The 25069-nt window shown below is 59.5% G+C and carries 23 protein-coding genes; 13 read left to right on the top strand and 10 right to left on the bottom strand.

Features of this window, described 5'->3' with window-relative positions; translation table 11 throughout:
- Nucleotides 1-4: 4 nt before the first annotated feature.
- Entirely contained in the window at nt 5-1156 is a 1152-nt protein-coding gene (locus tag ACLI1L_RS11995) for an MFS transporter (protein ID WP_394286902.1), read from the bottom strand.
- A gap of 71 nt (nt 1157-1227) precedes the next feature.
- Here ACLI1L_RS11995 and ACLI1L_RS11990 point away from each other — a divergent pair, with 71 nt between their 5' ends.
- The gene (locus tag ACLI1L_RS11990) at nt 1228-2082 is read left to right on the top strand and encodes a LysR family transcriptional regulator (RefSeq protein WP_411707677.1); all 855 of its coding nucleotides are present in this window, start codon (nt 1228-1230) and stop codon (nt 2080-2082) included.
- A gap of 43 nt (nt 2083-2125) precedes the next feature.
- Here ACLI1L_RS11990 and ACLI1L_RS11985 read toward each other — a convergent pair whose 3' ends face one another.
- Nucleotides 2126-2728 carry a superoxide dismutase gene (locus tag ACLI1L_RS11985; RefSeq protein WP_005325362.1) on the bottom strand — a complete coding sequence of 201 codons (603 nt, stop codon included), beginning with the start codon at nt 2726-2728 and terminating at the stop codon, nt 2126-2128.
- A 164-nt stretch (nt 2729-2892) separates the two neighbouring features.
- Here ACLI1L_RS11985 and msrA point away from each other — a divergent pair, with 164 nt between their 5' ends.
- On the top strand, nt 2893-3540 hold the full coding sequence (msrA, locus tag ACLI1L_RS11980; RefSeq protein ID WP_086588570.1) for a peptide-methionine (S)-S-oxide reductase MsrA: 648 nt from the start codon (nt 2893-2895) through the stop codon (nt 3538-3540).
- On the opposite strand, the gene ACLI1L_RS11975 is transcribed toward msrA, so the two are convergent.
- On the bottom strand, nt 3537-5279 hold the full coding sequence (locus ACLI1L_RS11975) for an alpha/beta-hydrolase family protein (RefSeq protein ID WP_394286898.1): 1743 nt from the start codon (nt 5277-5279) through the stop codon (nt 3537-3539). The genes msrA and ACLI1L_RS11975 overlap by 4 nt on opposite strands.
- Nucleotides 5280-5366: 87 nt before the next feature.
- Here ACLI1L_RS11975 and ACLI1L_RS11970 point away from each other — a divergent pair, with 87 nt between their 5' ends.
- From ACLI1L_RS11970 to ACLI1L_RS11960, 3 genes are read left to right on the top strand one after another with little or no spacing between them, the layout of a single operon-like run.
- On the top strand, nt 5367-6314 hold the full coding sequence (locus tag ACLI1L_RS11970) for an L-lactate dehydrogenase (protein ID WP_023027783.1): 948 nt from the start codon (nt 5367-5369) through the stop codon (nt 6312-6314).
- Nucleotides 6314-7018 carry a glycerophosphodiester phosphodiesterase family protein gene (locus tag ACLI1L_RS11965; protein ID WP_086588568.1) on the top strand — a complete coding sequence of 235 codons (705 nt, stop codon included), beginning with the start codon at nt 6314-6316 and terminating at the stop codon, nt 7016-7018. The genes ACLI1L_RS11970 and ACLI1L_RS11965 overlap by 1 nt, the downstream gene beginning before the upstream one ends.
- A gap of 20 nt (nt 7019-7038) precedes the next feature.
- Nucleotides 7039-7959 (top strand): DUF5926 family protein, encoded by a 921-nt coding sequence (locus ACLI1L_RS11960; RefSeq protein WP_284835529.1) that lies wholly within the window; start codon nt 7039-7041, stop codon nt 7957-7959.
- A 48-nt stretch (nt 7960-8007) separates the two neighbouring features.
- Here ACLI1L_RS11960 and ACLI1L_RS11955 read toward each other — a convergent pair whose 3' ends face one another.
- The 3 genes from ACLI1L_RS11955 to ACLI1L_RS11945 all read right to left on the bottom strand — a co-directional run bounded on the left by ACLI1L_RS11955 (nt 8008) and on the right by ACLI1L_RS11945 (nt 11147).
- The gene (locus ACLI1L_RS11955; RefSeq protein WP_411707676.1) at nt 8008-9252 is read right to left on the bottom strand and encodes an LCP family protein; all 1245 of its coding nucleotides are present in this window, start codon (nt 9250-9252) and stop codon (nt 8008-8010) included.
- Between the two features lie 63 nt (nt 9253-9315).
- A complete protein-coding gene (locus tag ACLI1L_RS11950; protein ID WP_411707675.1) occupies nt 9316-10014 on the bottom strand; it encodes a CPBP family intramembrane glutamic endopeptidase in 699 nt (232 codons plus the stop codon).
- Nucleotides 10011-11147 carry an amidase gene (locus ACLI1L_RS11945; RefSeq protein WP_411707674.1) on the bottom strand — a complete coding sequence of 379 codons (1137 nt, stop codon included), beginning with the start codon at nt 11145-11147 and terminating at the stop codon, nt 10011-10013. Before ACLI1L_RS11945 ends, ACLI1L_RS11950 begins: the two co-directional genes overlap by 4 nt.
- A gap of 33 nt (nt 11148-11180) precedes the next feature.
- On the opposite strand from ACLI1L_RS11945, the gene pheA reads away from it, so the two are divergent.
- On the top strand, nt 11181-12077 hold the full coding sequence (gene pheA, locus ACLI1L_RS11940) for a prephenate dehydratase (RefSeq protein WP_411707673.1): 897 nt from the start codon (nt 11181-11183) through the stop codon (nt 12075-12077).
- Between the two features lie 9 nt (nt 12078-12086).
- Nucleotides 12087-12740, top strand: coding sequence for a histidine phosphatase family protein (locus ACLI1L_RS11935; RefSeq protein ID WP_411707672.1), 654 nt, complete (start codon nt 12087-12089; stop codon nt 12738-12740).
- On the opposite strand, the gene ACLI1L_RS11930 is transcribed toward ACLI1L_RS11935, so the two are convergent.
- From ACLI1L_RS11930 to ACLI1L_RS11920, 3 genes are read right to left on the bottom strand one after another with little or no spacing between them, the layout of a single operon-like run.
- Nucleotides 12737-13084, bottom strand: a complete 348-nt coding sequence (locus tag ACLI1L_RS11930) for a metallopeptidase family protein (RefSeq protein ID WP_086588563.1) — start codon at nt 13082-13084, stop codon at nt 12737-12739. The two genes, ACLI1L_RS11935 and ACLI1L_RS11930, sit on opposite strands and share 4 nt — an antisense overlap.
- Nucleotides 13084-14157: a septum formation family protein gene (locus ACLI1L_RS11925; protein WP_411707671.1), complete on the bottom strand. Its 1074-nt coding sequence runs from the start codon at nt 14155-14157 to the stop codon at nt 13084-13086. The genes ACLI1L_RS11930 and ACLI1L_RS11925 overlap by 1 nt, the downstream gene beginning before the upstream one ends.
- A 36-nt stretch (nt 14158-14193) precedes the next feature.
- Complete coding sequence (locus ACLI1L_RS11920) at nt 14194-14943, bottom strand: GntR family transcriptional regulator (protein WP_086588561.1); 750 nt, start codon at nt 14941-14943, stop codon at nt 14194-14196.
- A gap of 65 nt (nt 14944-15008) precedes the next feature.
- Here ACLI1L_RS11920 and serS point away from each other — a divergent pair, with 65 nt between their 5' ends.
- From serS to ACLI1L_RS11890, 6 genes are all read left to right on the top strand, one after another.
- Nucleotides 15009-16265, top strand: a complete 1257-nt coding sequence (gene serS, locus ACLI1L_RS11915; RefSeq protein WP_049359893.1) for a serine--tRNA ligase — start codon at nt 15009-15011, stop codon at nt 16263-16265.
- A gap of 101 nt (nt 16266-16366) precedes the next feature.
- Complete coding sequence (locus ACLI1L_RS11910; protein WP_411707670.1) at nt 16367-17902, top strand: lysophospholipid acyltransferase family protein; 1536 nt, start codon at nt 16367-16369, stop codon at nt 17900-17902.
- A gap of 296 nt (nt 17903-18198) precedes the next feature.
- Complete coding sequence (locus ACLI1L_RS11905) at nt 18199-19923, top strand: glycerol-3-phosphate dehydrogenase/oxidase (protein ID WP_411707669.1); 1725 nt, start codon at nt 18199-18201, stop codon at nt 19921-19923.
- Between the two features lie 3 nt (nt 19924-19926).
- Entirely contained in the window at nt 19927-20664 is a 738-nt protein-coding gene (locus tag ACLI1L_RS11900) for an MIP/aquaporin family protein (RefSeq protein ID WP_411707668.1), read from the top strand.
- Nucleotides 20665-20692: 28 nt separating this feature from the next.
- Entirely contained in the window at nt 20693-22240 is a 1548-nt protein-coding gene (gene glpK, locus ACLI1L_RS11895) for a glycerol kinase GlpK (RefSeq protein WP_411707667.1), read from the top strand.
- A gap of 22 nt (nt 22241-22262) precedes the next feature.
- Nucleotides 22263-23093 carry a Cof-type HAD-IIB family hydrolase gene (locus tag ACLI1L_RS11890; RefSeq protein ID WP_005327047.1) on the top strand — a complete coding sequence of 277 codons (831 nt, stop codon included), beginning with the start codon at nt 22263-22265 and terminating at the stop codon, nt 23091-23093.
- Here the strand turns inward: ACLI1L_RS11890 and ACLI1L_RS11885 are convergent.
- Nucleotides 23090-25012, bottom strand: coding sequence for an N-acetylmuramoyl-L-alanine amidase (locus tag ACLI1L_RS11885; RefSeq protein WP_411707666.1), 1923 nt, complete (start codon nt 25010-25012; stop codon nt 23090-23092). The genes ACLI1L_RS11890 and ACLI1L_RS11885 overlap by 4 nt on opposite strands.
- Nucleotides 25013-25069 lie beyond the last annotated feature (57 nt).

Below are 25069 nucleotides of genomic sequence, written 5' to 3'. Positions count from 1 at the left end.
GATATTAGTCGGATTTAATCGTGGTCCAAGTCAATGCGCTAAGGGCAAGGGCCACGGCGGTGAAGAAGGCAATGAAGAGGGGCCAAGAAAGGGCGTCGAAAAGCATGCCCGCACACGCTCCCACCACAGAAGAGCCGAAATAATAGCAGAATACATACATCGAGGAAGCCTCCGCGCGGTCATGGGTGGCAATCTGGCCTACCCACCCGGAGGCAGTGGAGTGGACGGCGAAAAAGCCCACGGTAAACGCGATCATGCCCAGGAGTGTCATGGGAAGGTTACCGGCGCATAACGCGATGCCAAGGGTAAAAAGCGCGGCCGAAGCACAGAGGGTTTTCCCATGCCCGATCCGTGCCACGAGAGAGCCCGCCCGCGCGGAGGACCACGTGCCGGAAAGATAGAAGAGGAAGGCCAAACCGGCGAGTGAAGGGGCCAACCCAAAATTATCGATGAGCCGGAAGGTCAGGAAGTTGTACATGGAGACAAATGTGCCCATAGAGAGGAACGCGGTGAGAAAGAGCAAGGCCAAATCCCGGTTAGCCCAGTGGCCGAAAAGCGCCCGACTTTCGCTGGTGAGATGGATGGATTTCGGCCGGAAATTGCGTTGCGCGGGAAGCAGGAGCCACGACGTGATGGCAAAGGCGAGCGAAACTAGCGCCGAGCCAAAAAGGGCCCAGCGCCACGTGGAAATCTCTACCAGCCCGGTAGGAATGAGACGGCCGGTAAGGCCACCGACGGAGGTGCCTGCAATGTAGAGTCCCATGGCGCGCGGCAGGGCTTTATCATCGAGTTCTTCAGAAAGCCATGCCATCGCGGTGGCAGGGGCACCGGAGAGGAGAGCGCCCTGCAGGCCGCGCAGCAAGATAAGAAGCCACCCTTCGGCAGCGAGCGGCACAATGAGCCCCACGCTGGTGGCGGAAACGGCCGAAATAAGCAGGATGCGCCCGCGGCCGAAACGCTCGGAGAGGATGGAAGCGGGGACGACGCACAGGGCCAGCGCGCCCGTAGCGGCCGATACGGTCATGGCCGCCTCGGTGGAGGAAAGCCCCATGTCTTGTACCAGCATGGGAAGAATGGCTTGGGTCGAATAAAGGCTGGAGAAGATGGCCAAGCCCACTAGGAGCATGGCGACCGTTGCACGACGCGTTCTAGTCATGTCATTTAGCCTGCCTCGTGGCGCAGTATGTGTAAAATGTGGAAAATTACCAAAATCGATGCGGAGTATGCATGAATGTTGAAGATATCCGCGGCTTCCTCGCCGTGGTGGATTACGGTCGGGTTGGCGCTGCGGCCGATGAGCTGGGGATTTCCCAATCTGCACTGACCCGCCGCGTACAGCGCGTAGAAGCAAGCCTCGGTGCCCGTCTTTTTGAGCGCACTGGGCACACCCTGCATGTAAACTCGCGCGGAACCGTCTTCGCTGCGGCAGGACGGGAAATGCTCCGCGCCTATGAGTCAGGCCGGGACGATGTAGCCCGCCTCATGGACCCAGAACGCGGTACCGTGCGCCTTGATTTCATGCACTCGCTCGGCACCTGGCTGGTTCCGGATCTGATCAAAAGTTATCGCACGCTGCACCCCCACGTGGATATTCGCCTGCACCAAGGGGCGGCGCAAGAGCTGGTGAGCAGAGTAGAAAATGGCGAATCCGACCTCGCGCTGGTAGGCCCGCGGCCGAATGCCGCATTGGGCTGGCACCAGATAAAGGTGCAGCGCCTAGGTATTGCGGTACCGGAAGGCCACTGGGCAGCACACCGGCAAGAGGTAGATCTTGCGGAATGTGCGGCCGAGCCGTTTATCGGCATGCTTCCCGGCTATGGCACGCGCATGCTCCTTGATTCCCTGGCGGAAGATGCCGGCTTTAGTCCCCACCTTGTTTTCGAATCGATGGAGCTTACCACCGTTGCGGGGCTGGTAGCGGCAGGCCTTGGGGTGGCGCTCTTGCCGCTGGATGATCCTTATCTACAGGTGGGAAGCCTAGTTCCCCTTACGCCGCCGGCGTACCGCGAACTCGGCTTGGTGTGGCGCGCTGGGGACGATGCACCTCCGGTGCAGCAATTCCGGGAGTTTATCCGGGCATAGAAAAAGCCGCCCCAGAGGGGGCGGCCTGTGTAACTAAAAGGAGTTACTTGGTGGCTGCAGCGAAGCGCTCAGCAACGTCATCCCAGTTGAAGACGTTCCATACGGCCTTTACGTAGTCAGCCTTAACGTTCTTGTACTGCAGGTAGAAAGCGTGCTCCCACATATCCAGCATCAGCAGCGGGGTGAAGTTGATGGAGGTATTACCCTGCTGGTCAGTCAGCTGCTCGATGATCAGGCGGCCAGCAATGTGGTCGTAGCCCAGAACTGCCCAGCCAGAGCCCTGCAGGGAGGTAGCGGCAGCGGAGAAGTGAGCCTTGAACTTCTCAAAGGAGCCGAAGTCGCGGTTGATAGCTTCTGCCAGCTCGCCGGTTGGCTCGCCGCCACCATTCGGGGACAGGTTCTTCCAGAAGATGGAGTGGTTGGTGTGGCCACCCAGGTTAAATGCCAAGTTCTTGGACAGGGCGCGGATGCGATCCGGGTTAGCCTCGCCGTTGCGCTCTTCCTCGAGCGCCTCGAGTGCAGCGTTAGCGCCAGCAACGTAGGTTGCGTGGTGCTTATCGTGGTGGAGCTCCATGATCTCTGCGGAGATGTGTGGCTCCAGTGCGTCGAATGCGTATGGGAGGTCAGGAAGTTCGTAAACAGCCATTAATTTAATCCTTTCTTCGGGTACGTGTCCCGATGATAGGCACGGTTGAAAGATTTCGCCATGATTAATTCGAATTGTGGAATTAGCGCGAATATTAACTGGCCGCGGAATAGCTTTTCGCAGTACAACGTTGGGAAGAAGGAATAAGGAAGGAGCTATGCCTCATGTGGATGTTTAAACCAGAGCCCAAGCTCGTTGCCGCAGACCAAGCCCTGCCGGGGCGAGCCGAACCGATTCTGGCCCCTGCCCCGCATGCTGTTTTAGGAACGCCGATTACCGGACCGTGGAAAGAAGGGCAGCGCTCCATCCTCATTGCACTGGGATGTTTCTGGGGTGCGGAGAAGATGTTTTGGGAAACAGAAGGCGTAGAGTCCACCTCGGTGGGCTATGCGGGTGGTATTACCCCGAATCCTACGTATTACGAGGTATGCCGCGGACTGACCAACCATGCCGAGGTGGTAGAGGTCGTTTATGATCCGCAACGCATCAGCCTGCGTGATCTTGTGGTGCAGGCCCTTGAGGCGCATGATCCCACCCAGGGCTTCCGTCAGGGCAATGATGTGGGAACGCAATACCGCTCTGCCTTCTATCCACGCACGGAGGATGAGCGGGCAGAAATCCAGAGCATCGTGGATTCCTACGCAGATAAGCTCAAGGATTTCGGATTTGGAGATACCACCACGGAAGTCAGACTCCTCTCCGATACAGATTCTGGGGAGTACTACTTAGCTGAGGACGAGCACCAGCAGTATCTACATAAGGTGCCCAATGGATATTGCCCGCACCACAGCACCGGGGTGAAGTGCGATTAAGCGTCGCGTCGGATGAAGCGGGCAATCTTCTTAGCCAACTTCGGGGTGAGCGATTGGCGCGATTGGGATCCTAAAACCTCGTCCCAATACCAGAGCATTTCCTCAAAATAGTTGTGTCCGTGCCCGCCGGGGACGTTGAGGGAATTGATTTGGTCCAAGCCAATTTGCCACCAGGTAATAAATGGCACCCAGTGCAGCTGCCGGAAGGTATCCGCGTGCAGGGCCTCCGGCTGCGGTTCATGGATCCATGTGGGTCTGCGCACAAGGAGATTCAGGTCCCACCACACGATGGCGTCGGAAGCGTGTTGGGCAATGAGCATGCGGGGCCGGCGCCAAGTGTGGGTGTAGTCGTTGCCAAAGGCGTCGTGCAGCGTGTGGTCCGGGGCCGCTGCGTAGCGCACATGTTTACCGCCATCGATAACGGGCAGACGTTCCAAAGAGCCAATGTCTCGGCGCAAACGCTGGGTAAAATGCGTCATGCGTGGAGGGCCGGAAAAGACGGCGCCATTGCAGGCAGAAAGTAGGTCCTCCACATTATGGTAGTTATCCATAATGGCGTAGGCTCCAAGCGATTCACCTGCAAAATAGAGCCGAGGGCGGTTTTCCTCCGGTAGCTTATCTATTTCTTCTTGTATCACCCGAATCAATTCGCGGGCTGCCTGCTTCGGGGCGTTTTTATCTACAAGGTAAGCAAAGACCGAAGGCAGATAGGAATATTGCATGGTGACGGTGACGCAATCACCGCCGGTTAAAAACTCATAGGAGCACGCGCCCCAATTATTTATCCATCCCGAGCCAGCAGGCATCTGGATAACGATAGTTTCGCGCCTTAGGGCACCAGTGCGCTCGAGTTCGGCGCGAACTTTCTCTGCGGATTGCCGGAAGGATCGCCCCGGAATGTATCCGGCATAGATACGGATGGGCTCTTTCGCATTGATTCCTGTTGCCATGCGGATATCGCGGGCGCGGGGGCCATTAGAAACAAAGCGGCGCCCCTGCTGCCCCAGTGCTGACCACGGCTCGAGCGACCACGGGCTACCGGACCGCTCCGGCTCCCAAGGCATGGAGGTGCCGGGGAAAATTTGCTTATTGATTCTTTGCGCTTGGTGCGAAAGTGAGCGCAACCAGCGCCGAAAAACCACGCGATCAGAAAGGGCAAAGGCCGTTAGGCTCAGTCCTGCGGTAACAACCGGCCAAGCGATAAGCGTCGGAACCCAGCGTCCCAACTGGCGCGATAATTTAGTAACGGCCAGCTGTGTGGCTTCCCCGATAAGCAGTAGTGTGCCATAGCCTGCGGTGCCAGCGGCCAAGCCGATCGCCGCCGTAACGGGCCCGCGCACGAGCTGTTTATTGACTAACTCCGCCTGCTTTTTCTGGTTGCGCAACGAAAGCACGGCATTAAAGGCGGTGCCGGCGCCGATAGCAAGGTGCAGGATCTGTCGATGTTGTGGCCCCAGGCGGTCCTGGGGGCGCTTACCAATGCTGTTGAGTAGGAAGCTTGTCGAAGCCGCCCCCAAATGTCCGATGCCCTGGCCAATGGCTACATTGGCGGCAGTCACCCACCACGGGCGAGGAAGGAGAGAGGGTGAAATTGCTGCCCACGTGGCTAATTCCGCACCCAAAATTCCAGCCGACATATTGGGCGGTAAGGTTTGCCGGCTGGTCATACGGACGATGGGCGTGAGATCCGCGGCTACGCCAAGAGCGATTAGTGCAGCGCGGCGGAGAGCGCGTTTCATAATGCCCGATTGTCCCAGATTTCGGTGGGAATTTCAGGGTGAGATCTAGCCCGTGCAAAACCCCCCAAAAAGTTGCACAATGGGGTCATGGCAAATCATGTAGGAAACAAGGTAGTTCTCATCGGCGCCGGCGACGTGGGAGTCGCCTACGCCTTCGCTCTCATCAACCAAAGCATCGTTGACCACCTGGCAATCATCGACATCGATGAAAAGAAGCTAGAGGGCAACGTCATGGACCTCAATCACGGCGTTGTTTGGGCCCCCACCCGCACTCGCGTCACCAAGGGCACCTACGCCGATTGCGCAGACGCCGATATGGTTGTCATCTGCGCCGGTGCCGCACAGAAGCCGGGCGAAACCCGCCTCGACCTGGTGGGCAAAAACGTCAAGATCATGAACAGCATCGTCTCCGATGTCATGGCCAATGACTTTGACGGCATCTTCCTTGTCGCCTCCAACCCAGTGGACATCCTGACCTACGCCGTATGGAAGGCCTCCGGCCTGGACCACAAGCGAGTCATCGGCTCCGGCACCGTGCTGGACTCCGCTCGCTTCCGCTACATGCTGGGTGAGCTAGAAGGCGTTGCCCCGAAGTCCGTTCACGCCTACATCGTGGGCGAGCACGGCGATTCCGAGCTGCCGGCCGTCTCTACTGCCAATATCGCTGGTGTTCCGTTGTCCAAGAAGTTCGACACGGATCCGGAGTACGCTGAGCGCATCGAGAAGATCTTCGAAGATACCCGCGATGCCGCCTACTCCATCATTGATGCCAAGGGTTCTACCTCTTTCGGCATCGGCATGGGCCTAGCCCGCATTACCGCCGCCGTCATCCAGAACCAGGACGTGGCTCTGCCAGTATCTGCGTATCTGCAGGGCGAGTACGGCGTAGAAGATCTCTACATCGGCACTGCCGCCATTATCAATCGTTCCGGCATCGTGCGCGCGATTGAGCTGCAGCTCAATGAGCACGAAAAGGAGCGTTTCGATGCTTCTGCGAAGACCCTGAATGACATCAAGGAAGAGTTCTTCGGCTAGTGAAGATTGTCGCCCACAGGGGATACTCCGGAAAATATCCAGAGCTATCCCCTCTAGCTTTTGAGAAGGCTTTAGATTTGCCAATTCATGGCGTCGAGTGCGATGTGCGCTTGACGCGCGATGGAAAGGTAGTGGTCCAACACGATCCCACGTTGGACCGCACTGCGGGGCGTCCCGGCCGCATTTCCAAGCTGGACTGGGAAGAATTGCGCGGCGTGGACATCGGTTCGGGCCAACGCATGATGCTTCTCGATGAACTCTTGGAGTTACTCGAGGGCAAACCGCACCACCTATACATCGAGACCAAGCACCCCTCCGGGCAGGGCGACATCCTGGAGGAGCAAACGGTGCTGCGCCTGCGTTATGCGGGGCTTTTCGACGATCCCCGGATCCACGTCATTTCCTTTTCCCACCACGCCATTCGCCGGATGCAAAACTTGGCGCCGCACATGGACCGGATTTATCTCCGCCGCGATTGGGAACGCCACGTCAACCGGCCCGATGTGATGTTGTCCAAGCCCACCGCGCTGGGCGTATCCTTGCTGCGTGCGAAGCTACAACCAGCAATCATCGGTGCCCAGGGATTGCCTACTTACCTGTGGACCGTAGATAAGCCGGAGGATATGAAGTGGGCGTGGGCCAATGGGGTGGATATGCTCGCAACCAACCAACCCGAAGTGGCCCTGCATGCCATTGAGCTCTAGTAACCAGGTATCTTGGAAGCATGGCCAAGAAGAAAAAGAACAAGGAACAGCTGCCTGAGGGCATGTCCCGCCGCCAGGCAAAGCTCGCCGCCCGCGCCAAAGAGCGCGCCGCCCTAGAAAAGGATCCCCGCCCCTACGGCGGACTTGCTGCAGAGGCCAGCCTAGTCGCCATGCAGGAGTTCGTGCCCTCCGCTTTTGCCAAGCTTGAGGTCAAGGGCTGCGACAAGAACGTATATGTAGCCACCGTGTTGCCGGGTGCTTCTGCTGCGCTTATTCGTGATGCCGAATTTGGCGGCGATGCCTTCGTGGGCCTGCAGGTGCAGTCCCACACCCATAACCCGGGCCGCGACCTCGCCTTCGCCCTCAACTGGGTGAAGAATAATGAGCCTGGCGCCACTCTGGAATCCACCGCGGCCGATGGCTCGGAGCCGAAGCTGGAAGAGCTTATCGACGCCTCCGCTACCCTCGACGTGCAGGTGCACCAAGACTTCGAATGGTGGATCCCGGAGGGTGCACAGGTCACCCCGCAGATTGCGCAGTCCCTGCGCGCAGCTAATGATTCCGTCATCGAGTCCCACGAAGTGGGCGAAAACATCACCGGCGCTGCTTTCTGGGCAAATGCCGGCGGTGGCAAGGCCCATATTCGTTGGGTCCGCCCGAGTGACGATGAATCCGCATTCCTGAATGCGCTGGCACGCGTTGCTGCCCGCGGTGAGCTGAACCTCGGTGAAGATACCAAGTTTGCCGGTGTCTTCCGCACCCACGGTCTTATTGCCCCGGTCTTTGACTTGGATCCAGAGGTTGACCACGCTTCCTATGAGGACCACCTCACCCGCGTGGATAAGGCCTTGGAGGAGGAAATCTCTAATGATGCTCAGCTGAGTGCCGATGAGCGTAAGCAGCTAGAAAACATCAAGTCCCGCCAGGTGACTTTGCGTTAAAGACATAAAAATGGCACCTCCTGTAGCGGAGGTGCCATTTTTTGATCCCTATTTGAGGGAATCCCACAACCCGGAGGCTGCTTCATCATCCCAGAGGACTACGTTGCCTACCTCGGTGTCTTGGAACCCACCGATGGGGACGGTTTCTGTGTCCACACCGGAGCCCATGGCAAGCGCCACGCGGGCAAGATGCCAGACGTGGTCACCGTTGCCCACGATGAACGAGGAAGCGGTGTGGTTTACCAAGGAGAAGGCGCGGAATGGGTTGATAATGGTAGCTGGGGAGGCCACCTTATCCAACAAAGCGGAGAAGAATTCGCGCTGGCGCTGCACGCGGTCTAGGTCACCCATGGCAGTAGCGCGGGTGCGCACGTAGCCCAAGGCATCACGGCCCTTGAGTTTCTGGCAGCCGTCTTGGAGATCGATGCCGGCGAGCGGGTCATTGATGGGTTCTTTCACGCACACGTCCACGCCGCCGACAGAATCGACCACATTGGCCAAGCCACCCATACCGATCTCGGCATAGTGGTCGATGTGCAGACCGGTTGTCCCTTCAACAGTTTGGGCGAGTAGCTGCGGTCCACCGTAGGTAAAGGCGGCATTGATCTTGTCCATGCCAAAACCGGGGACTTCCACGTAGCTATCGCGCGGAATGGACACAAGCTTGGCTTTGCCGGTGCGAGGGATGTGCAGCAGCATGATGGTATCGGTGCGGCCTTCGCCCACATCGCCGCCGGTGCCCAGTTCGGCCTGCTGTTCCTCGCTGAGTCCCTGACGGGAATCGGAACCAACAAGTAACCAGTTGGTGCCGGCGGTATTAGGCACTTGGTCTTCGGGGAGCGCCTCGATACGGGTCAGGCGAGCATCGGTCCAAAACATGAAGACGAGGTTGAATACCAGCAGTACAACGAGCGCCAAGCCAACACAACCGAGGGCGCGCTTGGCCGGATTGACCTTCTTGCGGCGGCTATGCGGGCGCTGGCGGGGCGCCGGTCGGGGTTCGGTCCGACGGGGCGGCCGTTGCTGCGCTCGGTATTGACTCGGGTAGCGGCTCGGTGTTGGGGGCGGGGTGCGGCGCGGTGGCTGTTGCTGCCGCTGTGGCTGCGGAGCGCGGAAGGATTGCTGTTCCGGTTCGACGCGCCGCGGCGTCGGGCGGGCGGAGGAACGACGTCGAATGGGGCGGCCGTATCGATCCTTGAGGGGACGCCCATCGGCCCCAAGGACGAATTCAGTGGAGGAACCGTCGCCGGCTCGGCGGGCCTCCCTATGCGGATCTCGTCCTGATTCAGTCATGCGCTATACCTTACAAGGTGCGGGGAGTTTCGCCCGCTTCGCGACGTCCCCCTAAGGGCATTTTCACAGGAAGGAATAACCCACGAAAGCGACGGCGTCGATAAGAAAATGCGCTATGACCAACGGCCATACCCGTCCCGTGCGGTGGTAGTAGTAGCCATACACTAACCCCATCACGATATTGCCACATCCAGCAGAAACTCCCTGGTAGAGGTGGTAAGAACCGCGCAAGATGGAGCTCGCGGCAAGTATTGCCGGCAGGGACCAACGGGCCTGGCGCAAGCGCGTCATAAACCACATCACCACCACGGTTTCCTCCGCAAAGGCATTAGCCGCTGCCTTAAAAAGGGAAACGGGAATGTGCACCCAAGCATTGGCAAAATCGCCGGGGATAATCTCTTTGCTCCACCCGAAGTGGACCGCCGTGAAATATAGGGCGAGTCCCGGAATTCCAATAAGTGCGGCAAGCCCTGCCCCCTCCAGCCAGTCGCGGGCGCGGTAGGCGCGCGGGAAAATATGGTCCTTAGCCAGCAGGAAGAGCGCCAAAGCACCATAGGAGCAGAGTACAGCGGCCGAGCACAGCTGCAGGCCCATATCCACCCAGGCTAAAGAGGACTGGCTGGAGTTGAGCGTGACCGATTGCTCATTGAGCCGCTGCGGTGAGGCGAAGGAATTGATGAGGTTCAACACCGCCCGCACCCCGGAAATACCAAAGGTGAGGGTGAGGACGATGAGCAGTTCGGCGCGTAGAGACTTGGTCATGGGTGCAGGATATGGGCGAGGCCGAGCAGGGAGGCGTCGGAAAGCGTAATGCCTCCCAGGTGTACTCCCACCGGTGGGTGATTGGGAATGGTCCACGGCACGGAAATGGCGGGAAGTTGGGCCATATTAAACAGCGAACCCCACGGGGACCACCGGGTCTGGGCTGCGAAATTCTCCTCATGGGACAGGGACAGGAAATATCCGGTGCGCGGTGGATCCGTGGTCAGCATCGGGGTGAGGATGGCATCTACGCCCCACTCTTGGGACAGGAGGTCCGGCAGCTGCCGAACGTGTGCCCGCGCCGCGGCCACCTCGGCAGAGCTGACGCGCCGCCCCTGCTGGGCAATCCACTCGGCGTAGCCTTCTGCTGGGTGAAGCTCCGCTAGGCGGGAGGTAAAAGTATTCCGGAAATGCGCAAAGGTAGACCGAGCCTGAGGATAGGGGGAAATGGGCACTACCTTAAAGCCGGCAGCCTGTAGGCGCTGGGCGGCCTCGCGGGCGGCGCGGAGGTGGTGCGCATCGACGTTGACATCGCAGAACAACGGCTCCAGTAGCAGACCGATGCGGGCGCGCGGGGTGATCATGCGGTGGCCATGCAAAAACGCATTATCTGCCACGGTCCGGGTAATAAAACCCTGCACACCTAGCTCCGCACCCGTCGGTTTGAAACCCACGACGCCGCAGGCCGCGGCCGGCACGCGGATGGATCCGCCGCCATCGCTGGCGTGGGCTGCTCGCAGCAATCCTCGTGCGACTTGCACCGCCGCGCCGCCCGAAGAACCACCCGGGGTGCAGCCGGGGTAGAGGGGATTATCGGGGTGGGGCAGGCCCACCGGTTCCGTATCTACGCGCAGGCCAAGCTCCGGAGCGGAGGACTTGCCGATGATATGCACGCCCTGCTTTTCCAAGTCCTCTATGAAAGAATCGCTACGCTCAGGGTAGTAGGTACGATCGATGTTTCCCAAGGTTGTGGGCATGCCGCGGACATCGCAGAGATCCTTAGCGGACAGAACCCAGCCGCTTAGCCGGCCGTAGGCGGAAGGCTTGCGGTCCAGATCCACGTAGGTAAAACCATGCTCCTCTGGGGCAAGGCCGCGCAGGTCCGCGCGGAGCTGTTCTACGGAAAAGTCCATGGGGCACCAGTCTAGTGGGCTAAGGTGACGAGCATGACTACCACCATCGCCTTCCTTGGACCGGCCGGAACTTTTACTGAAGCGGCCGTGCACAAGTTTGCCGCGCATATGCCGGAAGTAGAGACCATGCCGGTGGGCTCTCCATCGGAAGCGGTGGCTGCGGTGCGCGCCGGACAGGCCGAGTATGCCTGCGTAGCTATTGAAAATTCCGTCGAGGGCGCGGTAACCACCACCTTTGATGCACTCGTAGAGGCAGAACCGGTGCAGATTTACCGCGAGGTGGATATCCCCGTGGCCTTTAGCATCATGACCCAGCCGGACGCGGAGGATATTAAACGGCTCAGTACCCACCCGGTGGCCTTCCAACAAATCCGCGGGTGGGTAAAAGAACACCTGCCGGAGGTTGAGTTCGTGCCGGCTAACTCCAATGCGGCTGCGGCCGAGGCGGTGGCTCGGGGGGATGCTGATGCCGCGGCGGCACCAGCGCGGGCGGCCGAGATCTTTGGTTTGGAGACCATGGCCCAGGGGGTGGCGGATATAAAGGGCGCCGCAACGCGATTTGTTTTGGTGGGGCGCCCGGGAAAACCTACCGCGCGTACCGGACAGGATCGCACGAGTGTTATCTTCACCCTGCCTAATGAGCCGGGCAGCCTGGTGGGGGCACTGCAGGACTTTGCGCACCGTGGGGTGGACCTTTCCCGGATCGAGTCGCGTCCTACGCGGGAGGCCTTTGGTGAATACCGTTTCTATGTAGACCTCATTGGGCATATTGAAGACCAACCGGTGGCAGAGGCGCTCCGGGCATTGTGGTTGCGGGCGCAGAACGTGCTCTTCCTGGGCTCTTGGCCGGCGGCAACCCCTGCAGGCAGGCCGCCGCGCGATCTTGCCGCGGCGGATGAATGGGTAGCGCGGGCACGCAGGGGCCAATAATCTAGAAGCATGCCCGGAAGAATCATCCTGCTGCGCCACGGCCAGACCTATTCCAATATTTCTCGTCTTCTTGATACCCGCCCGCCTGGGGCCGAGCTTACTGAGCGCGGGCGCGACCAAGCCACGGAGGTCGGCCGTGAGCTAGCGCAGTTGGTGGGCGAGCGCGAGGTGGAATTTAAATGTTCCATTGCCCTGCGTGCTCAGCAGACTGCGATGCTGGCGGCGCGCGCCTTTGAACAGGAGCGCGGGGTGCCAGAGTTTTCTCAGCGCGTTGACGTGATCGCCGGAGTGCACGAGATTTCTGCCGGCGATTGGGAAATGGACGGCAGCGAGGATGCCCACCGTTCGCACATGGTGGCCATGCGCGGCTGGTGCGATGGCGAGCAGGACGCCGGAATGGAAGGCGGCGAGACCCTGGAGGATGTGCTGGCGCGCTACCAGCCGGTTCTGGAGGGCATTGCAGGCCAGCTTGCCGACGACCACGATGTCATCCTTGTCAGCCACGGCGCGGCCATCCGCGTGGTCACCAAGCATGCCACGGGGGTTGATGCCGACTTTGCCTATACCGGCTATCTGCCCAATTGTCGCTTCATGGTGCTGGAGCCCCGTGGCAAGGATTTTGGGCAGTGGGCATTGACCCGTTGGGCAGATACGGAGCTCTAGCCCCAGCCTAGGCGGTGCAGCTCCTCTTCCTCGAGGCCAAAATAGTGGCCGAGCTCGTGGAAGACGGTGACTTTAACCTGTTCCGCTAGTTCTTCCTCGCTGCCGGACCAGCGCTGCAGAGTCTTCCGGTAAATGAAGATCGCATCGGGCAAGAAACCGGTGTGGTCGAAGGTGCGGCGGGGCAGTGCCACGCCTTCATAGAGCCCGAGCAGCATCGGGTTATCGGGGTTTTCATCTTCGACCAAAATGACGAGGTTGCGCATGCGGCGCACAAATTCCTCGGGGACCTGATCCAGCGCCGCGTTGACCATTTCATCGAAGCGCTCTTCTGATACCTCTACCATTAGGGCGCTGGGGCTGGTGCAGGGGCGGCGGATTCGGGCGCTGGCTTATTGTCCTTATCCTCGCGCAGCGGATTGCGCTCAGGTCGCTCCTCTGGCGGCTTGCCATCGATGGTCAGCGCCTGGCGGCCACCGGTAGCAGAACCGGTGATGGCAGAGAAGCCGCCGCCTGCGCGGGCATGCACAAGGAAGCAATTGACGGACTTCGTGCCGCCATTCCACGAGGCCTCGGTGATAGAACCCCAGAACGGCTGCAGCGTGGATTGATAGAGCTGTTCCTCGCCGCCGAGGTAGTCCTCGGTAGCGGCGGTACAGGTATCGGAAAGGAATTTGTCCATATCCTTGCCATCCGGGTAGCCATCAGGGAACTGCTTGCCCACATCAATGACGGATACGGTTTCCATCTGGTGCGGCTTAGCGCAGTCAACGACGTGTGGAACCTGCTTGTCATCGATGGCCAAGCATTCGCCCGGCTTGGTGAGGTTGGCCTGCTCGGAGGCTTCTACGTTGCCGAGATTAAGCTGCGGTACGCCGTGGTCATCGGTGGTTTGCAGGCCACAGAGTAGGGTGCGGTCTCCGCGATCCCAGGCAGACTGCGGCGGGAGAATGGATGCTACGTCGTACTTGCCGTTGGGATCCCACTTGCCGTGCAGGTAGTTCACGGTGGCGGATTCGCACAGCTCATCGCGCAATTGGTGTTGGCGGGTAAGTGCCGGGCGAGTAGCATCTGGACCGAATTCGCTGGTGGGGTACACACTTAAGTCTTCGGTCTTGGAGACCTCGAAGCGGTGCTGTTCGGAACACGGTACTTCCTTGAACCCTGTGGCGGAGCCATCTTGCGCGATATCCCACGTCAAGCAGGCACCAGCGGCCGCGGCGGTGAAAGGTTCCGGTTTAGGGGCGGCGGTTTCTGAATTATCCCCGCTATCGTGCTGGTGGGCAGCGGTGGTCCCATCGCTGCCCGATTTCTGGGAGCTGATAACGCCGTAGATGCCCATGAAAACGGCCGCCGCGATTGCCGCAATCAAGACAATCTGGACGGCCACAGCGGAACGCCACGCAGGTGATTTCTTCATAAGGCCCCTAATCTTACCTTTTAACCTGGATGCTGGCTAGAGACTGTTCTCCCTAGCCACCCGGGTAGTCAGGCGATAGCGGTCGGTGCGATAAACCGAGGAGCACCACTCCACCGGCCTATCGCCCGAGCGGGAGTAGCGCACAATGTGGAGCAGCGGGGTGCCCACGGGGACGTCGAGAAGCGGGGCAGTGTCCGCATCGGCCGATATTGCAGAGACCGTCTGATCCGCATCGGTGATGGGGACATCAAAGACAGAATCGAGGATGGCGTAGACCGAGTTGTAGATGTCATTTTCCAAAAGGCTGGGTGCGAACGTGGAGTTATACCAGCCATCGTCGATGGAGTACGGTTCGCCATCGCCCAAGCGCAGGCGGCGCAGGTGAATATGTTCGGTGTGTGCGGGCGTATCAAAAAAGATGGCGGCATCTTCTGGGGCGCTACTGCGGCCGCTGGTAAGGATTTTGGAAGAGGCGGTGACGTCTTGGGCGCCCATCTCATCTGAAAATGAGGCCAGGTGGAGCCGGGAGACTAAGGGATTAGGTGCCACGAAGGTCCCCTTACCGCGGATGCGGCGCAATTTCCCGGCCGCGACGAGATCACCGATGGCGCGGCGTACTGTGATACGTGACACGCCGTAGGTCTCCTCAAGGAGCCTTTCGCCGGGGAGGGTATCGCCGGGCTTGAGGGTCGTGCGGCACAATTCTTCGAGGATATCGTGCAATTGGGTGTGTTTTGGAACGGGGCCGTCCGTAATAGTGCGGGCGGGGAGCTGAACGGCGGACATAACTCCATGGTAATTCGCTGGTTATTACCACCGCAAGGTGTGGTCGATACGCTAAACTTACATTCGTGATTGATCTCAAGCTACTCCGCGAAAACCCTGACGTTGTCCGTGCTTCCCAGGTGAATCGAGGTGAGGATCCCTCCCTCGTAGACCAGCTTTTGGAAGCTGATGAGCAGCGCCGTGCTGCTATCCAAAAGGCCGACGAACTGCGCTCCGAGCAGAAGGCTTTTGGCAAGAAGATCGGCCAGGCCTCCCCGGAAGAGCGCCCGGCTTTGCTAGAGGGCTCCAATGAGCTGAAGGCCAAGGTCAAGGAAGCGGAAGAGGCACAGTCTGCCGCTGAGGCCAAGGTGGAAGAGCTGCAGTACAAGCTGGATAACGTGGTTGAAGGCGCCCCAGCCGGCGGCGAAGATGACTTCGTGGTGGTAGAAGAGGTCGGCCAGATTCCTGAGTTCGACTTCGAACCGAAAGATCACCTTGAGCTGGGCGAGTCCCTGGGCCTTATCGATGTCAAGCGTGGCGCTAAGGTAGGTGGAGCTCGCTTCTACTACCTCACTGGTGACGGTGCCTTCCTCCAGTTGGGAATGCTTATGCTTGCAGCACAGAAGGCGCGCGAAGCTGGTTTCAAGCTAATGATTCCGCCAGTTCTAGTCCGCCCAGACATTATGTCCGGCACCGGGTTCTTGGGACAGCACTCCGATGAGGTGTACTACCTCCCAGCCGATGATATGTACCTAGTCGGTACCTCTGAGGTGGCCCTTGCCGGCTACCACAAGGATGAGATCATCGACCTCTCCAACGGTCCGCTGCAGTACGCTGGCTGGTCCTCCTGCTTCCGCCGCGAGGCCGGCTCCCACGGTAAGGACACTCGCGGCATCCTGCGCGTCCACCAATTCGACAAGCTGGAGATGTTCGTTTACTGCAAGCCTGAAGATGCAGAAGAAATGCACCAGCGCCTTCTATCCATGGAAAAGGACATGCTTGCAGCCATGGAGCTGCCTTATCGCACCATCGACATTGCCGGTGGCGATCTCGGTTCTTCGGCGGCCCGCAAGTTCGACAATGAGGCTTGGGTTCCTACCCAAGGCACCTACCGCGAGCTGACTTCCACCTCGAACTGCACCACCTTCCAGGCTCGTCGCCTGTCTACCCGTTACCGTGACGAGAATGGCAAGACCCAGACCGCAGCTACCTTGAACGGCACCCTGGCGACTACTCGCTGGCTAGTTGCTATCTTGGAAAACCACCAGCAGGCCGACGGCTCTGTCGTTGTCCCTGAGGCCCTGCGCCCCTTCGTGGGCAAGGATGTCCTCACCCCGCAGTAAGTCCGCCGTCGTCCTGGAGAGTTATGAACGCTGCGACGAATTTCCTGTACCGCCAGATCACTCACATTGGTAGGGGGGTGACTCTGGCGCAGGGATTAAAAATGCGCCTTTCGGGTGAAGAAAATATCCCCGATGAAGGCGGCGCGGTGTTGGTCTGTAACCACACCGGCTACATGGATTTCCTCTTCGGGGCCTTTCTGGCTTACCGCAAAAAGCGCCTCGTGCGCTTCTTGGCAAAGGCCGGCATCTTTAAAGCCCCGCTAGCGGGTCCGTTGCTCAAGGCCATGCACCACGTGCCAGTTGATCGCATCGATGGCAGTGCCTCGATGCGGCAGGCGGTTCGGCTCGCTAAAGAGGGCGAACTTGTCGGGGTGTTTTCTGAAGGCACGATTTCCCGCAGCTTTGAAATCCGCAGCATGAAAAGTGGTGCCTCCCGCATTGCCTATGAGGCTGGGGTGCCGGTAATCCCGCAGGTTATCTTCGGCTCCCAGCGCCTGTGGACTAAAGGGCATAAAAAGAATCTGGGGCGGACGAAGACTCCAGTCTTTATTACTGCTCTAGAGCCGTACTATCCCACTGGTGATGCGGAAGCGGATACCGCGGAGATTAGACGCCGAATGCAAGAGGCGTTGGAAGGGCTATGGGAACAGTACGAAGCTGAATTTGGCCCCATGCCAGCGGGCGAATATTGGGTGCCCGCCCGTAAGGGCGGCGGCGCTCTCACCCTCGAAGAGGCGGAGGAGCAGGATGCTGAAGTAGAAACTGAGCGCCACCGCGTGCGGCGACTACGTGATGATCTGGTGGGGCTTAAAGATCGCGTATCCGACACCACGGTTGACCTAGTGCGCAACCGCATGGCCGCCGCCAAGGGGGATGCAGAGGATGCGTCCAAGACTAAGGCGCGCACCGCCCCAGAGACTTTGGATTGGATCAAAGCCAATCTCAACGCCGTGGTGGAAGAGGCAACACGTGGTTTGGATGAAGGCCGCGATAAGGTCGCGGATGTTATGGCGCAACTGAAATCTGATGTGGCGCAAACCCAGGCTTCCATCACCGCCAGCAGCAAGGAGATTTGGGCGGGTTCTAAAGCTGAGCAGGGCCTTTTGGCGGCAGCTACCCAATCCCGGCTTATCGTCTCGCGCCTGCCGCACCGCATGAAGGCTCAATTCTCCTCCATCCCGCGTGTGGTGGTAGCGCATAGTAGTGCGCTGAATTGGGAGGATGGGGCTCTGACCCCGCGGTTGCGCAAGGCTTTTGCGGATATCTACCCGGCGGCCGAAGTTCTTATAGTGGTATCGCCCGCAGGCGATGTGGATGTTCCACAAGCCGTGTGGACCATTGTCATTGATGAGGGTGTTGCACAGCCGCGCCTCGATGCTGCAGCAATGTCTGTTACTGCCGCCAGTGCGGCACAAGGCGTGGAGCGCATCCTAGAGGATCTGCAGGATGAGCCGGAAGAGACTCTAGTCTTTGCAAATGAGCCGGGGGATGAGGACTTCCTCGAATGGATGCCGGTGGTGGCTTTGGAAACTGCCCCGATAGAGGTGGTTAAGGGTGCTCAAGCGGTAACCTACTCGGCAGAAAAGGCCGGAATGTCAGAAGTGCTCGAGACGATGGCCCGTTTAGCGAAGAAATAGCGACAGCTTTCCGTCCGCTTTACACCCCCGCGAGGGGGTGGTTTTCTTTTTGGAAGTCTAAGTATTTTAAGGAAACTGACTGCTTACGGGCCTGAAACTTACGTGTGAGTAACCACATGTGTAACTCAAGTCGGTGACCCCTAACATATATTTTAGGAGATGAAGTCTCTGTAGCCCCGGTGCGATACTTTCCACCGAACCCATAATTACCTGCTTTTAGCTGTGCTTATGCCATCTCATTCACGGACCAATGGCCCAGGCACATGCAAGCACCAAGGAAGGAGATGTGGTCAGTAATGATCCAGCAAAGCAATCAATCCTTTAACCCCGAATACTTTGAAAATCTATGGAACGGGTACGCAGATGAGGACTACGACGTAGTCATTATTGGTGGCGGTTCCGTAGGTGCCGGTGCGGCAGCGGATGCCGCCACCCGCGGTCTGAAGACCGCCGTCATTGAGGCACGCGACTTCGCCGCAGGTACCTCTTCCCGCTCCTCCAAGATGTTCCACGGTGGCCTGCGCTATCTGGCAATGTTTGACTTCCGCCTCGTGGCTGAGTCCCTCAAGGAGCGCGAGCTCAACATGTCCACCCTGGCACCTCACCTGGTGAAGCCGTTGAAGTTCATCTTCCCGCTGACCCACCACGTGTGGGAGCGCGTCATGATGTTCGGTGGATTTACGCTCTATGACCTCATGGGCGGATCGAAGAGCGTGCCAATGCAGAAGCACTTGACCCGCAAGGGCGTGCTGAAGGTGACCCCAGGCCTGAAGGATGATGCCATTGTGGGTGGCGTTCGCTACTACGACACCCTGGTGGATGACGCCCGCCATACCATGACCGTCCTGCGCACCGCCGCCGAGTACGGCGCTGATGTTCGCACCAATACCGAGGTCATTGGCTTTGACAAGGACCGCGGCGGCCGCATCGTAGGCGCGAAGGTTCGCGATACCGCCACCGGCCGCGAGACCACCGTGCGCGGCAAGGTCTTCATTAACGCTACCGGCGTGTGGAATGACAAGATTCAAGAGATGGCCGGCGTGGAGGGCAAGTTCACCGTTCACGCCTCCAAGGGCGTGCACATCGTTGTGCCCAAGGATGCGCTCGATGCGGACGCAGCCCTGTGCTTCGTAACCGAAAAGTCCGTCCTCTTCGTTATCCCATGGGGCGAGTACTGGATCATCGGTACCACCGACACCGATTGGGAAAAGGGACTGTCCCTGCCGGATCCGGCACCCACCAAATCCGATATTGATTATATCTTGGACCAGGCTAACCAGCGCGTACGCCGTAAGATCACCCGCGATGACATCGTGGGCGTCTACTCCGGTCTACGCCCGCTGCTGTCCGGCAAGTCTGATTCCACCACCAACCTTTCCCGTAACCACGCCGTTGCGCGCGTGGCCCCAGGCATGGTCTCTGTTGCCGGCGGTAAGTACACCACGTACCGCGTCATTGGTAAAGACGCCGTGGACCTAGCAGTCCAAGAACTAGATACCAAGGTGCCAGAGTCCATCACTGAGCAAACCCCGATCTTGGGCGCCGCTGGCTACCATGCTCTAGCTAACCAAGTCCCATCTCTGGCCCGTCGCTACAACCTGAGCGAAGAGTTCATCGAGCACCTGCTTGGCCGCTATGGCTCCCTGCTGGGTGAGGTTTTGGCACCTGCAGCCGAGGATGCTTCGCTGCTGGAGCCAGTTCCAGGTGCCGAGTCCTACCTGTGGGCCGAGGTCCGCTACGCCGTCACTCACGAAGGCGCATTGCACTTGGAGGACATCCTGTCCCGCCGTCTGCGTATCGCCATCGAGTTTGGCGACCGCGGCGTAAATGCCGCCCCGGCAGTTGCTGACTTTGTGGCACCACTGCTGGGCTGGAGCGACGCCGAAAAGGAGCGCGAGGTATCCCAATTCAAGGCCCACACCCAGGCCGAACTTGAAGCAGAAGCTGCGGTAACTGACCGCGAGGCCAATGACATTTTGGTCCGCGCAGGATCCGCCCGACCCACCCAAAACGAGGTATAAGTTATGACCGGATTTGATGCATTCCTGTGGGAGTTTATCGGCACTGCGTTGCTGCTCCTTCTAGGAAACGGCGTATGTGCGCTGGTAAACCTGCGCACCTCTGGCGCACGCGGCTCCGATTGGATCGTTATCGCCCTAGGCTGGGGCATGGCGGTCTTCGTCGGCGCCAGCGTGGCCGACCCCACGGGCGGGCACCTCAACCCCGCCGTCACCATCATGTTGGCCGTCAATGGATCGCTCGAATGGTCCCTGGTTCCGTATTACTGCCTAGGCCAGATCCTCGGCGCAATCCTGGGTGCCATCCTGGCATGGGCTGCCTTCAAGCAGCTTTTCGACGCCAATAATTACGACGACGCCGGAAACGTCACCGGCGCCAATAAGGACACGAACGGCATCTTCTTTACCAAGCCGGCCCACCCTAAAAACGGGTGGAATGCGGTGACGGAGTTTATTGCTACCTGCGTGCTGTTGATGTTCATCGCCTTCGGCCCAACCGGCGGTGAGCTAGGCCCCATGAGCTACTTCGCTGTTGCCTTCGTTGTTGTGGCAGTCGGTCTGTCCCTTGGTACCCCCACGGGTTATGCCATCAATCCGGTCCGTGATCTGGGCCCGCGAATTGCCTATGCATTCATCTTGCCCATCCAGGACAAAGGCAGTGCGAACTGGGGCTATGCTTGGGTCCCTATCGTGGCCCCGTTGGTCGCGGCTGTAGCCGTTGGCCTGTTGTCCGTTGCGCTCTAAATCCATCTTCGTATAGGAGACTAGACACATGACTAACAAGAAATACGTCGCCGCAATCGATCAGGGAACTACGTCGACGCGCTGCATTATCTTTAACCACGATGGCGAGCAGGTTGCCGTTGGTCAGCTCGAACACGAGCAGATCTTTCCCGAAAAGGGCTGGGTAGAACACGACCCGGAAGAAATCTGGAGCAATACCCGTCGCGCCGTCGGTGAGGCTCTTGCCAATGGCGATATCACCGTGGAAGACATTGACTCGGTAGGTATCACCAACCAGCGTGAGACTACCGTGGTGTGGGATAAGCACACCGGCAAGCCGGTCTACAACGCTATTGTCTGGCAAGATACCCGCACCACCGCCATCTGTAAGGAGCTCTCGGGTGAGGAAGGGCCAGAAAAGTGGCGCCGCCGCACCGGTCTGATTATTAACTCCTACCCGGCTGGTCCGAAGGTGAAGTGGATCCTCGATAACGTCGAAGGCGCCCGCGAGCGTGCCGAGGCAGGCGATTTGCTCTTCGGCACCATCGATAGCTGGCTGCTGTGGAACCTCACCGGCGGCGCCGAGGGCGATGCCGGCCGCGAAGCGTTGCACGCCACCGACGTCACCAACGCCTCCCGCACCTTGCTGATGGACATCGAAAAGCTGGAGTGGGATGAGGAACTGTGTAAGGAAATGGGCATCCCGATGTCCATGCTGCCGGAGATCCGCCCGTCCCTGGGCGATTTCCGTACCGTGCGTGAGCGCGGCTCGCTGTCCGGCGTGCCTATCCGCGCCATCCTGGGTGACCAGCAGTCCGCGATGTTCGGCCAGGGCTGCTTCCGCGCAGGTTCTGCAAAGAATACCTACGGCACCGGCCTGTTCCTCCTGCTGAATACGGGTACCACCCCGAAGTTCTCCGAGAACGGCCTGCTGACCACCGTCTGCTTCCAGCGCGAGGGCGAGCGCCCCGTGTACGCCCTCGAGGGCTCTGTATCCATGGGCGGTTCCCTGGTGCAGTGGCTGCGCGATAACCTGCAGATCATCCCCAACGCTGCGTCCATCGAAAACCTCGCACGCGAAGTTAAGGACAACGGCGGCGTTTATATCGTGCCGGCCTTCTCCGGACTCTTCGCTCCGTACTGGCGCCCGGATGCCCGCGGCGTCATTGTGGGCCTGACCCGCTTTGCCAACCGCAAGCATTTGGCTCGCGCCGTGCTCGAATCCACCGCGTACCAGACGCGCGATGTCGCCGACGCCATGGTGGCGGACTCCGGCGTGGAGATTACCGAGCTGCGCGTGGATGGTGGCATGACCATGAATGAACTGCTGATGCAGTTCCAGTCCGATATCCTCGGCGTGGAAGTACACCGCCCGAAGAATATCGAGACCACCGCCACCGGTGCTGCCTTCGCGGCAGGCCTGGACCACGGCTTCTGGGATGACCTCAGCGTCTTGGGCAGCCAGACCGGAGACATGAAGGTATTCAAGCCGAAGCGCGACAAGGAAGAGGTAGAGGGGCTCTACCGCGACTGGAAGCGCGCTATTAAGCGCTCCCTGGAGTGGGAGGATAACGAGGACGAGGACCTGAACATCTAAGTTCTGACGTAAACTCGCGGGTATGGAGAATTTCCCAGCCCGCGCGCCTCGCCTCATCGCGAGCGATATTGACGGCACCCTGCTGGACCGCAACCATCGCGTCCCGCGTCGCAATCGTGACGCCGTGGCGCGGGCAGTCCAACAGGGTGCCTATTTTGCGCTTTCTACCGGTCGTCCGTTCCGCTGGATTGCCCCGGTGCTGGAGCAGCTGCCCGTGCGGCCGGTATGCGTAACCTCGAACGGTGCTGTGTTGTATGACTCCGCGGAGGATCGGGTGATGTCTGCCCATGAGCTTTCGCCCGCCGCGTTGGCGGAAGTGGTGGACGTGGCCCAGACCGTACTGGGCACCGTAGGCTTTGGCGCGGAGCGGGCAGGGGGCTCGCTTGCCGACGCCGTCGAGGACCTCTTCGTAGTCGAGCGCCACTATTCCGAAAACGCCCTGTTTGAGGGCTTCGGCGTGGTCAGCATGGGCGAGCTAGTGGGGCAGCCGGCGGTAAAGTTCCTCATCCGCAACACGGACTACTCCGCCCCAGAGCTCTATGAGCTCATTGCGCCGCACATCGATCCGGAGCTCGCGCACCTGACCTATTCCATGCAGGAAGGAATCTTGGAGGTTGCCGCGCCCAATGTGACTAAGCGCCGCGGGGTGGAATGGCTGGCGGAGCACACCGGGGTCGCCCAGCAAGAGACTATTGCCTTTGGGGATATGCCCAACGATATCGAAATGCTGACGTGGGCCGGCTGTGGCGTGGCCATGGAAAACGCCCACCCGGAGGTAAAGGCGGCCGCGGATGCGGTCACCGTGGCTAACCACCAGGCGGGCGTCGCTAAGGTGCTAGAGCGCTGGTTCTAGTCGGTGAAGATGTCTACCTTTTCCGTTTCGGTGTTGTAGACAATCTCGCCACCCTGGAACTTCACGCGGATTTCCTTGCCATTCTTTTCCTCGTTGGAGGTCGGCAGGCCGAGCTTGGAGGCATTATCGCCCTCGGACCACTTCTTGGCAATCTCGCCCGTCAGCGCCTTGGTGCCGGACTCCTTGGAGGAGAGCACCACGCCATTTTGGAAGAGCTGGTAGAGGATCTTGCCGCCGTCGGTAGTATCCGGGCCGCCGACTGCCAAGCCTAGGACTGGGCCGAAAGCGTTGAGGACGGAGGTCCACGATTCCTTCAGGCCTTCGTTGCTGGAGACCTGGACAACCTTATTGACAATCTCCGGGATATCGCCGGTGGTCAGGTTGCCCGCCACCTTCTGATCGGTATCAGGCTTCTGCAGGCGCTCATTGGCGATGAGCACGCCGAAGACGGCGGCAGCGATGCCGGCAAGGGCGGAGATAGTGGAGACCGGTACCTCGACCTCGCCAAGCGAGGACATGATTTCTCCGCCCACCTGTTGCGGGGTCTTGGGGGTATTTGGTTGCGGGGTCTTGGGGGTATTTGGCTGTGGAGACTCTTGCCAGTTCAGGTCCGTGCTGTTCTTGCCGGACTTGATGGCATCCGCCTTGCGCTTGGTATTCTTTCGAATCTCGTCCCAGTGGCGCGTGGTGTACTGGCCCGGGCAAGCCGTGTAGTGGAAATCGTTGTGGCCCGCGAAGGCCGGCACGGTGGCCGTGGTTCCTGCAGGGAACTTGGAGCCGTTGAATCCGCCGGAGTACAAGCTGGCCTTGCCCATTGGATCGATGCCAGAAATAGCGGCCTTCCAGCCGGCAATCTCCGCCACGGAGTTGAGCATCTCGCGGGAAGGCTCGGTTTCCTCGTAGTTGCCAATCATGGAAATGCCCCAGTTATTAGAGTTGAAGCCACCCACGTGGGCACCCTGTACGGCCTTGTCCAAGCCGCCGTAGCGGCCTTCGTAGATGGTGCCGAATTTATCCACCAGCACGTTATAGCCGATATCGCACCAACCCAGGGTCTGCGCATGGTAGTCGTAGGCATCGCGTACCTGTGCCGCTGCCTGTGCGCGGGTGTAGTTATTGGTACCCGCGGTGTGGTGCAGGGTCATGGCCTTGAGGCCATCGTCGTAGGTTGGCTCCTGGCAGCGCTTAGATTCGTCTGCTCCCCAGCCGGCGCGGGTGACTACCTTAGGCATGCCCGCGGTCTCCGCGGTGGGCTCGATGGCTTCGCCTTCTTGAGCGTTGCCGTCGATAAACACGGCGTCGAGATCCGCAACCTGGGTGCGCTCATCGGCCACGGGGGAGATATCGCCGACGTTGTACGCAAGTGGCGCGGGGCGGTTGGCATCAGCGCCCTTGGCGGCCTTGTCTAGGAGGGAGTCTTCCTTCTTGTCGAGGTTGGAACCGGTCACGAGGTCAACGTTGGCCATGGAAACCTGCACATCGTTGGTATCGCCCACGAAGATGAGTTCGGTGCCGTTCTTGCCCTCGGTGTAATTCATTGCATCCATGGGCAGCCACTCGCTCCAGGAACCGTCCTGCTGCTTGGAGCGGACGAAGGAGTTGATATCTCGCTTGCCCTCCCAGGTGACGGCGAACATGTTGAAGGTTTCGTCGCGGTGGAACTGCTTGACCGCGCGGCGGCTTTCGCCGTCGCCCTGAGCGGCTACGGCTGGGTCATCGACGACGATGGATTCGCCGTCACTGAAGCTAGAGGAGGATTTTTTGACCTCAATGGGACCGCCGTTGCTGGAGTCTTGGGTCTTGAGAACTTGCTGTCCGCCGAATGCGGCCGTCACGGCGAGCGCGATGGAGGTGACCGCCGCGATGACGGGGGTGGACCATTTTGACCTGGTGGGTACTAGTCGACGTCGTTGTTGCACTGTTATCTCCCTAGGGTTGTGCAGCTGTAAAAACGGTTGCCAAAAGTTAAGAGTTGA

The sequence above is a fragment of the Corynebacterium sp. LaCa117 genome, from assembly GCF_046717765.1.
GTDB classification, from domain to species: Bacteria; Actinomycetota; Actinomycetes; order Mycobacteriales; family Mycobacteriaceae; genus Corynebacterium; species Corynebacterium kefirresidentii.
This window is presented reverse-complemented; position numbering and strand designations above follow the sequence as displayed.

Excerpts from the sequence above, each read along its gene's own strand:
- ACLI1L_RS11995 (WP_394286902.1), bottom strand. The coding sequence starts at position 1,156 with ATGACTAGAACGCGTCGTGCAACGGTCGCCATGCTCCTAGTGGGCTTG.
- ACLI1L_RS11990 (WP_411707677.1), top strand. The coding sequence starts at position 1,228 with ATGAATGTTGAAGATATCCGCGGCTTCCTCGCCGTGGTGGATTACGGT.
- ACLI1L_RS11985 (WP_005325362.1), bottom strand. The coding sequence starts at position 2,728 with ATGGCTGTTTACGAACTTCCTGACCTCCCATACGCATTCGACGCACTG.
- msrA (WP_086588570.1), top strand. The coding sequence starts at position 2,893 with ATGTGGATGTTTAAACCAGAGCCCAAGCTCGTTGCCGCAGACCAAGCC.
- ACLI1L_RS11975 (WP_394286898.1), bottom strand. The coding sequence starts at position 5,279 with ATGAAACGCGCTCTCCGCCGCGCTGCACTAATCGCTCTTGGCGTAGCC.
- ACLI1L_RS11970 (WP_023027783.1), top strand. The coding sequence starts at position 5,367 with ATGGCAAATCATGTAGGAAACAAGGTAGTTCTCATCGGCGCCGGCGAC.
- ACLI1L_RS11960 (WP_284835529.1), top strand. The coding sequence starts at position 7,039 with ATGGCCAAGAAGAAAAAGAACAAGGAACAGCTGCCTGAGGGCATGTCC.
- ACLI1L_RS11955 (WP_411707676.1), bottom strand. The coding sequence starts at position 9,252 with ATGACTGAATCAGGACGAGATCCGCATAGGGAGGCCCGCCGAGCCGGC.
- ACLI1L_RS11950 (WP_411707675.1), bottom strand. The coding sequence starts at position 10,014 with ATGACCAAGTCTCTACGCGCCGAACTGCTCATCGTCCTCACCCTCACC.
- ACLI1L_RS11945 (WP_411707674.1), bottom strand. The coding sequence starts at position 11,147 with ATGGACTTTTCCGTAGAACAGCTCCGCGCGGACCTGCGCGGCCTTGCC.
- pheA (WP_411707673.1), top strand. The coding sequence starts at position 11,181 with ATGACTACCACCATCGCCTTCCTTGGACCGGCCGGAACTTTTACTGAA.
- ACLI1L_RS11935 (WP_411707672.1), top strand. The coding sequence starts at position 12,087 with ATGCCCGGAAGAATCATCCTGCTGCGCCACGGCCAGACCTATTCCAAT.
- ACLI1L_RS11930 (WP_086588563.1), bottom strand. The coding sequence starts at position 13,084 with ATGGTAGAGGTATCAGAAGAGCGCTTCGATGAAATGGTCAACGCGGCG.
- ACLI1L_RS11925 (WP_411707671.1), bottom strand. The coding sequence starts at position 14,157 with ATGAAGAAATCACCTGCGTGGCGTTCCGCTGTGGCCGTCCAGATTGTC.
- ACLI1L_RS11920 (WP_086588561.1), bottom strand. The coding sequence starts at position 14,943 with ATGTCCGCCGTTCAGCTCCCCGCCCGCACTATTACGGACGGCCCCGTT.
- ACLI1L_RS11910 (WP_411707670.1), top strand. The coding sequence starts at position 16,367 with ATGCGCCTTTCGGGTGAAGAAAATATCCCCGATGAAGGCGGCGCGGTG.
- ACLI1L_RS11905 (WP_411707669.1), top strand. The coding sequence starts at position 18,199 with ATGATCCAGCAAAGCAATCAATCCTTTAACCCCGAATACTTTGAAAAT.
- ACLI1L_RS11900 (WP_411707668.1), top strand. The coding sequence starts at position 19,927 with ATGACCGGATTTGATGCATTCCTGTGGGAGTTTATCGGCACTGCGTTG.
- glpK (WP_411707667.1), top strand. The coding sequence starts at position 20,693 with ATGACTAACAAGAAATACGTCGCCGCAATCGATCAGGGAACTACGTCG.
- ACLI1L_RS11890 (WP_005327047.1), top strand. The coding sequence starts at position 22,263 with ATGGAGAATTTCCCAGCCCGCGCGCCTCGCCTCATCGCGAGCGATATT.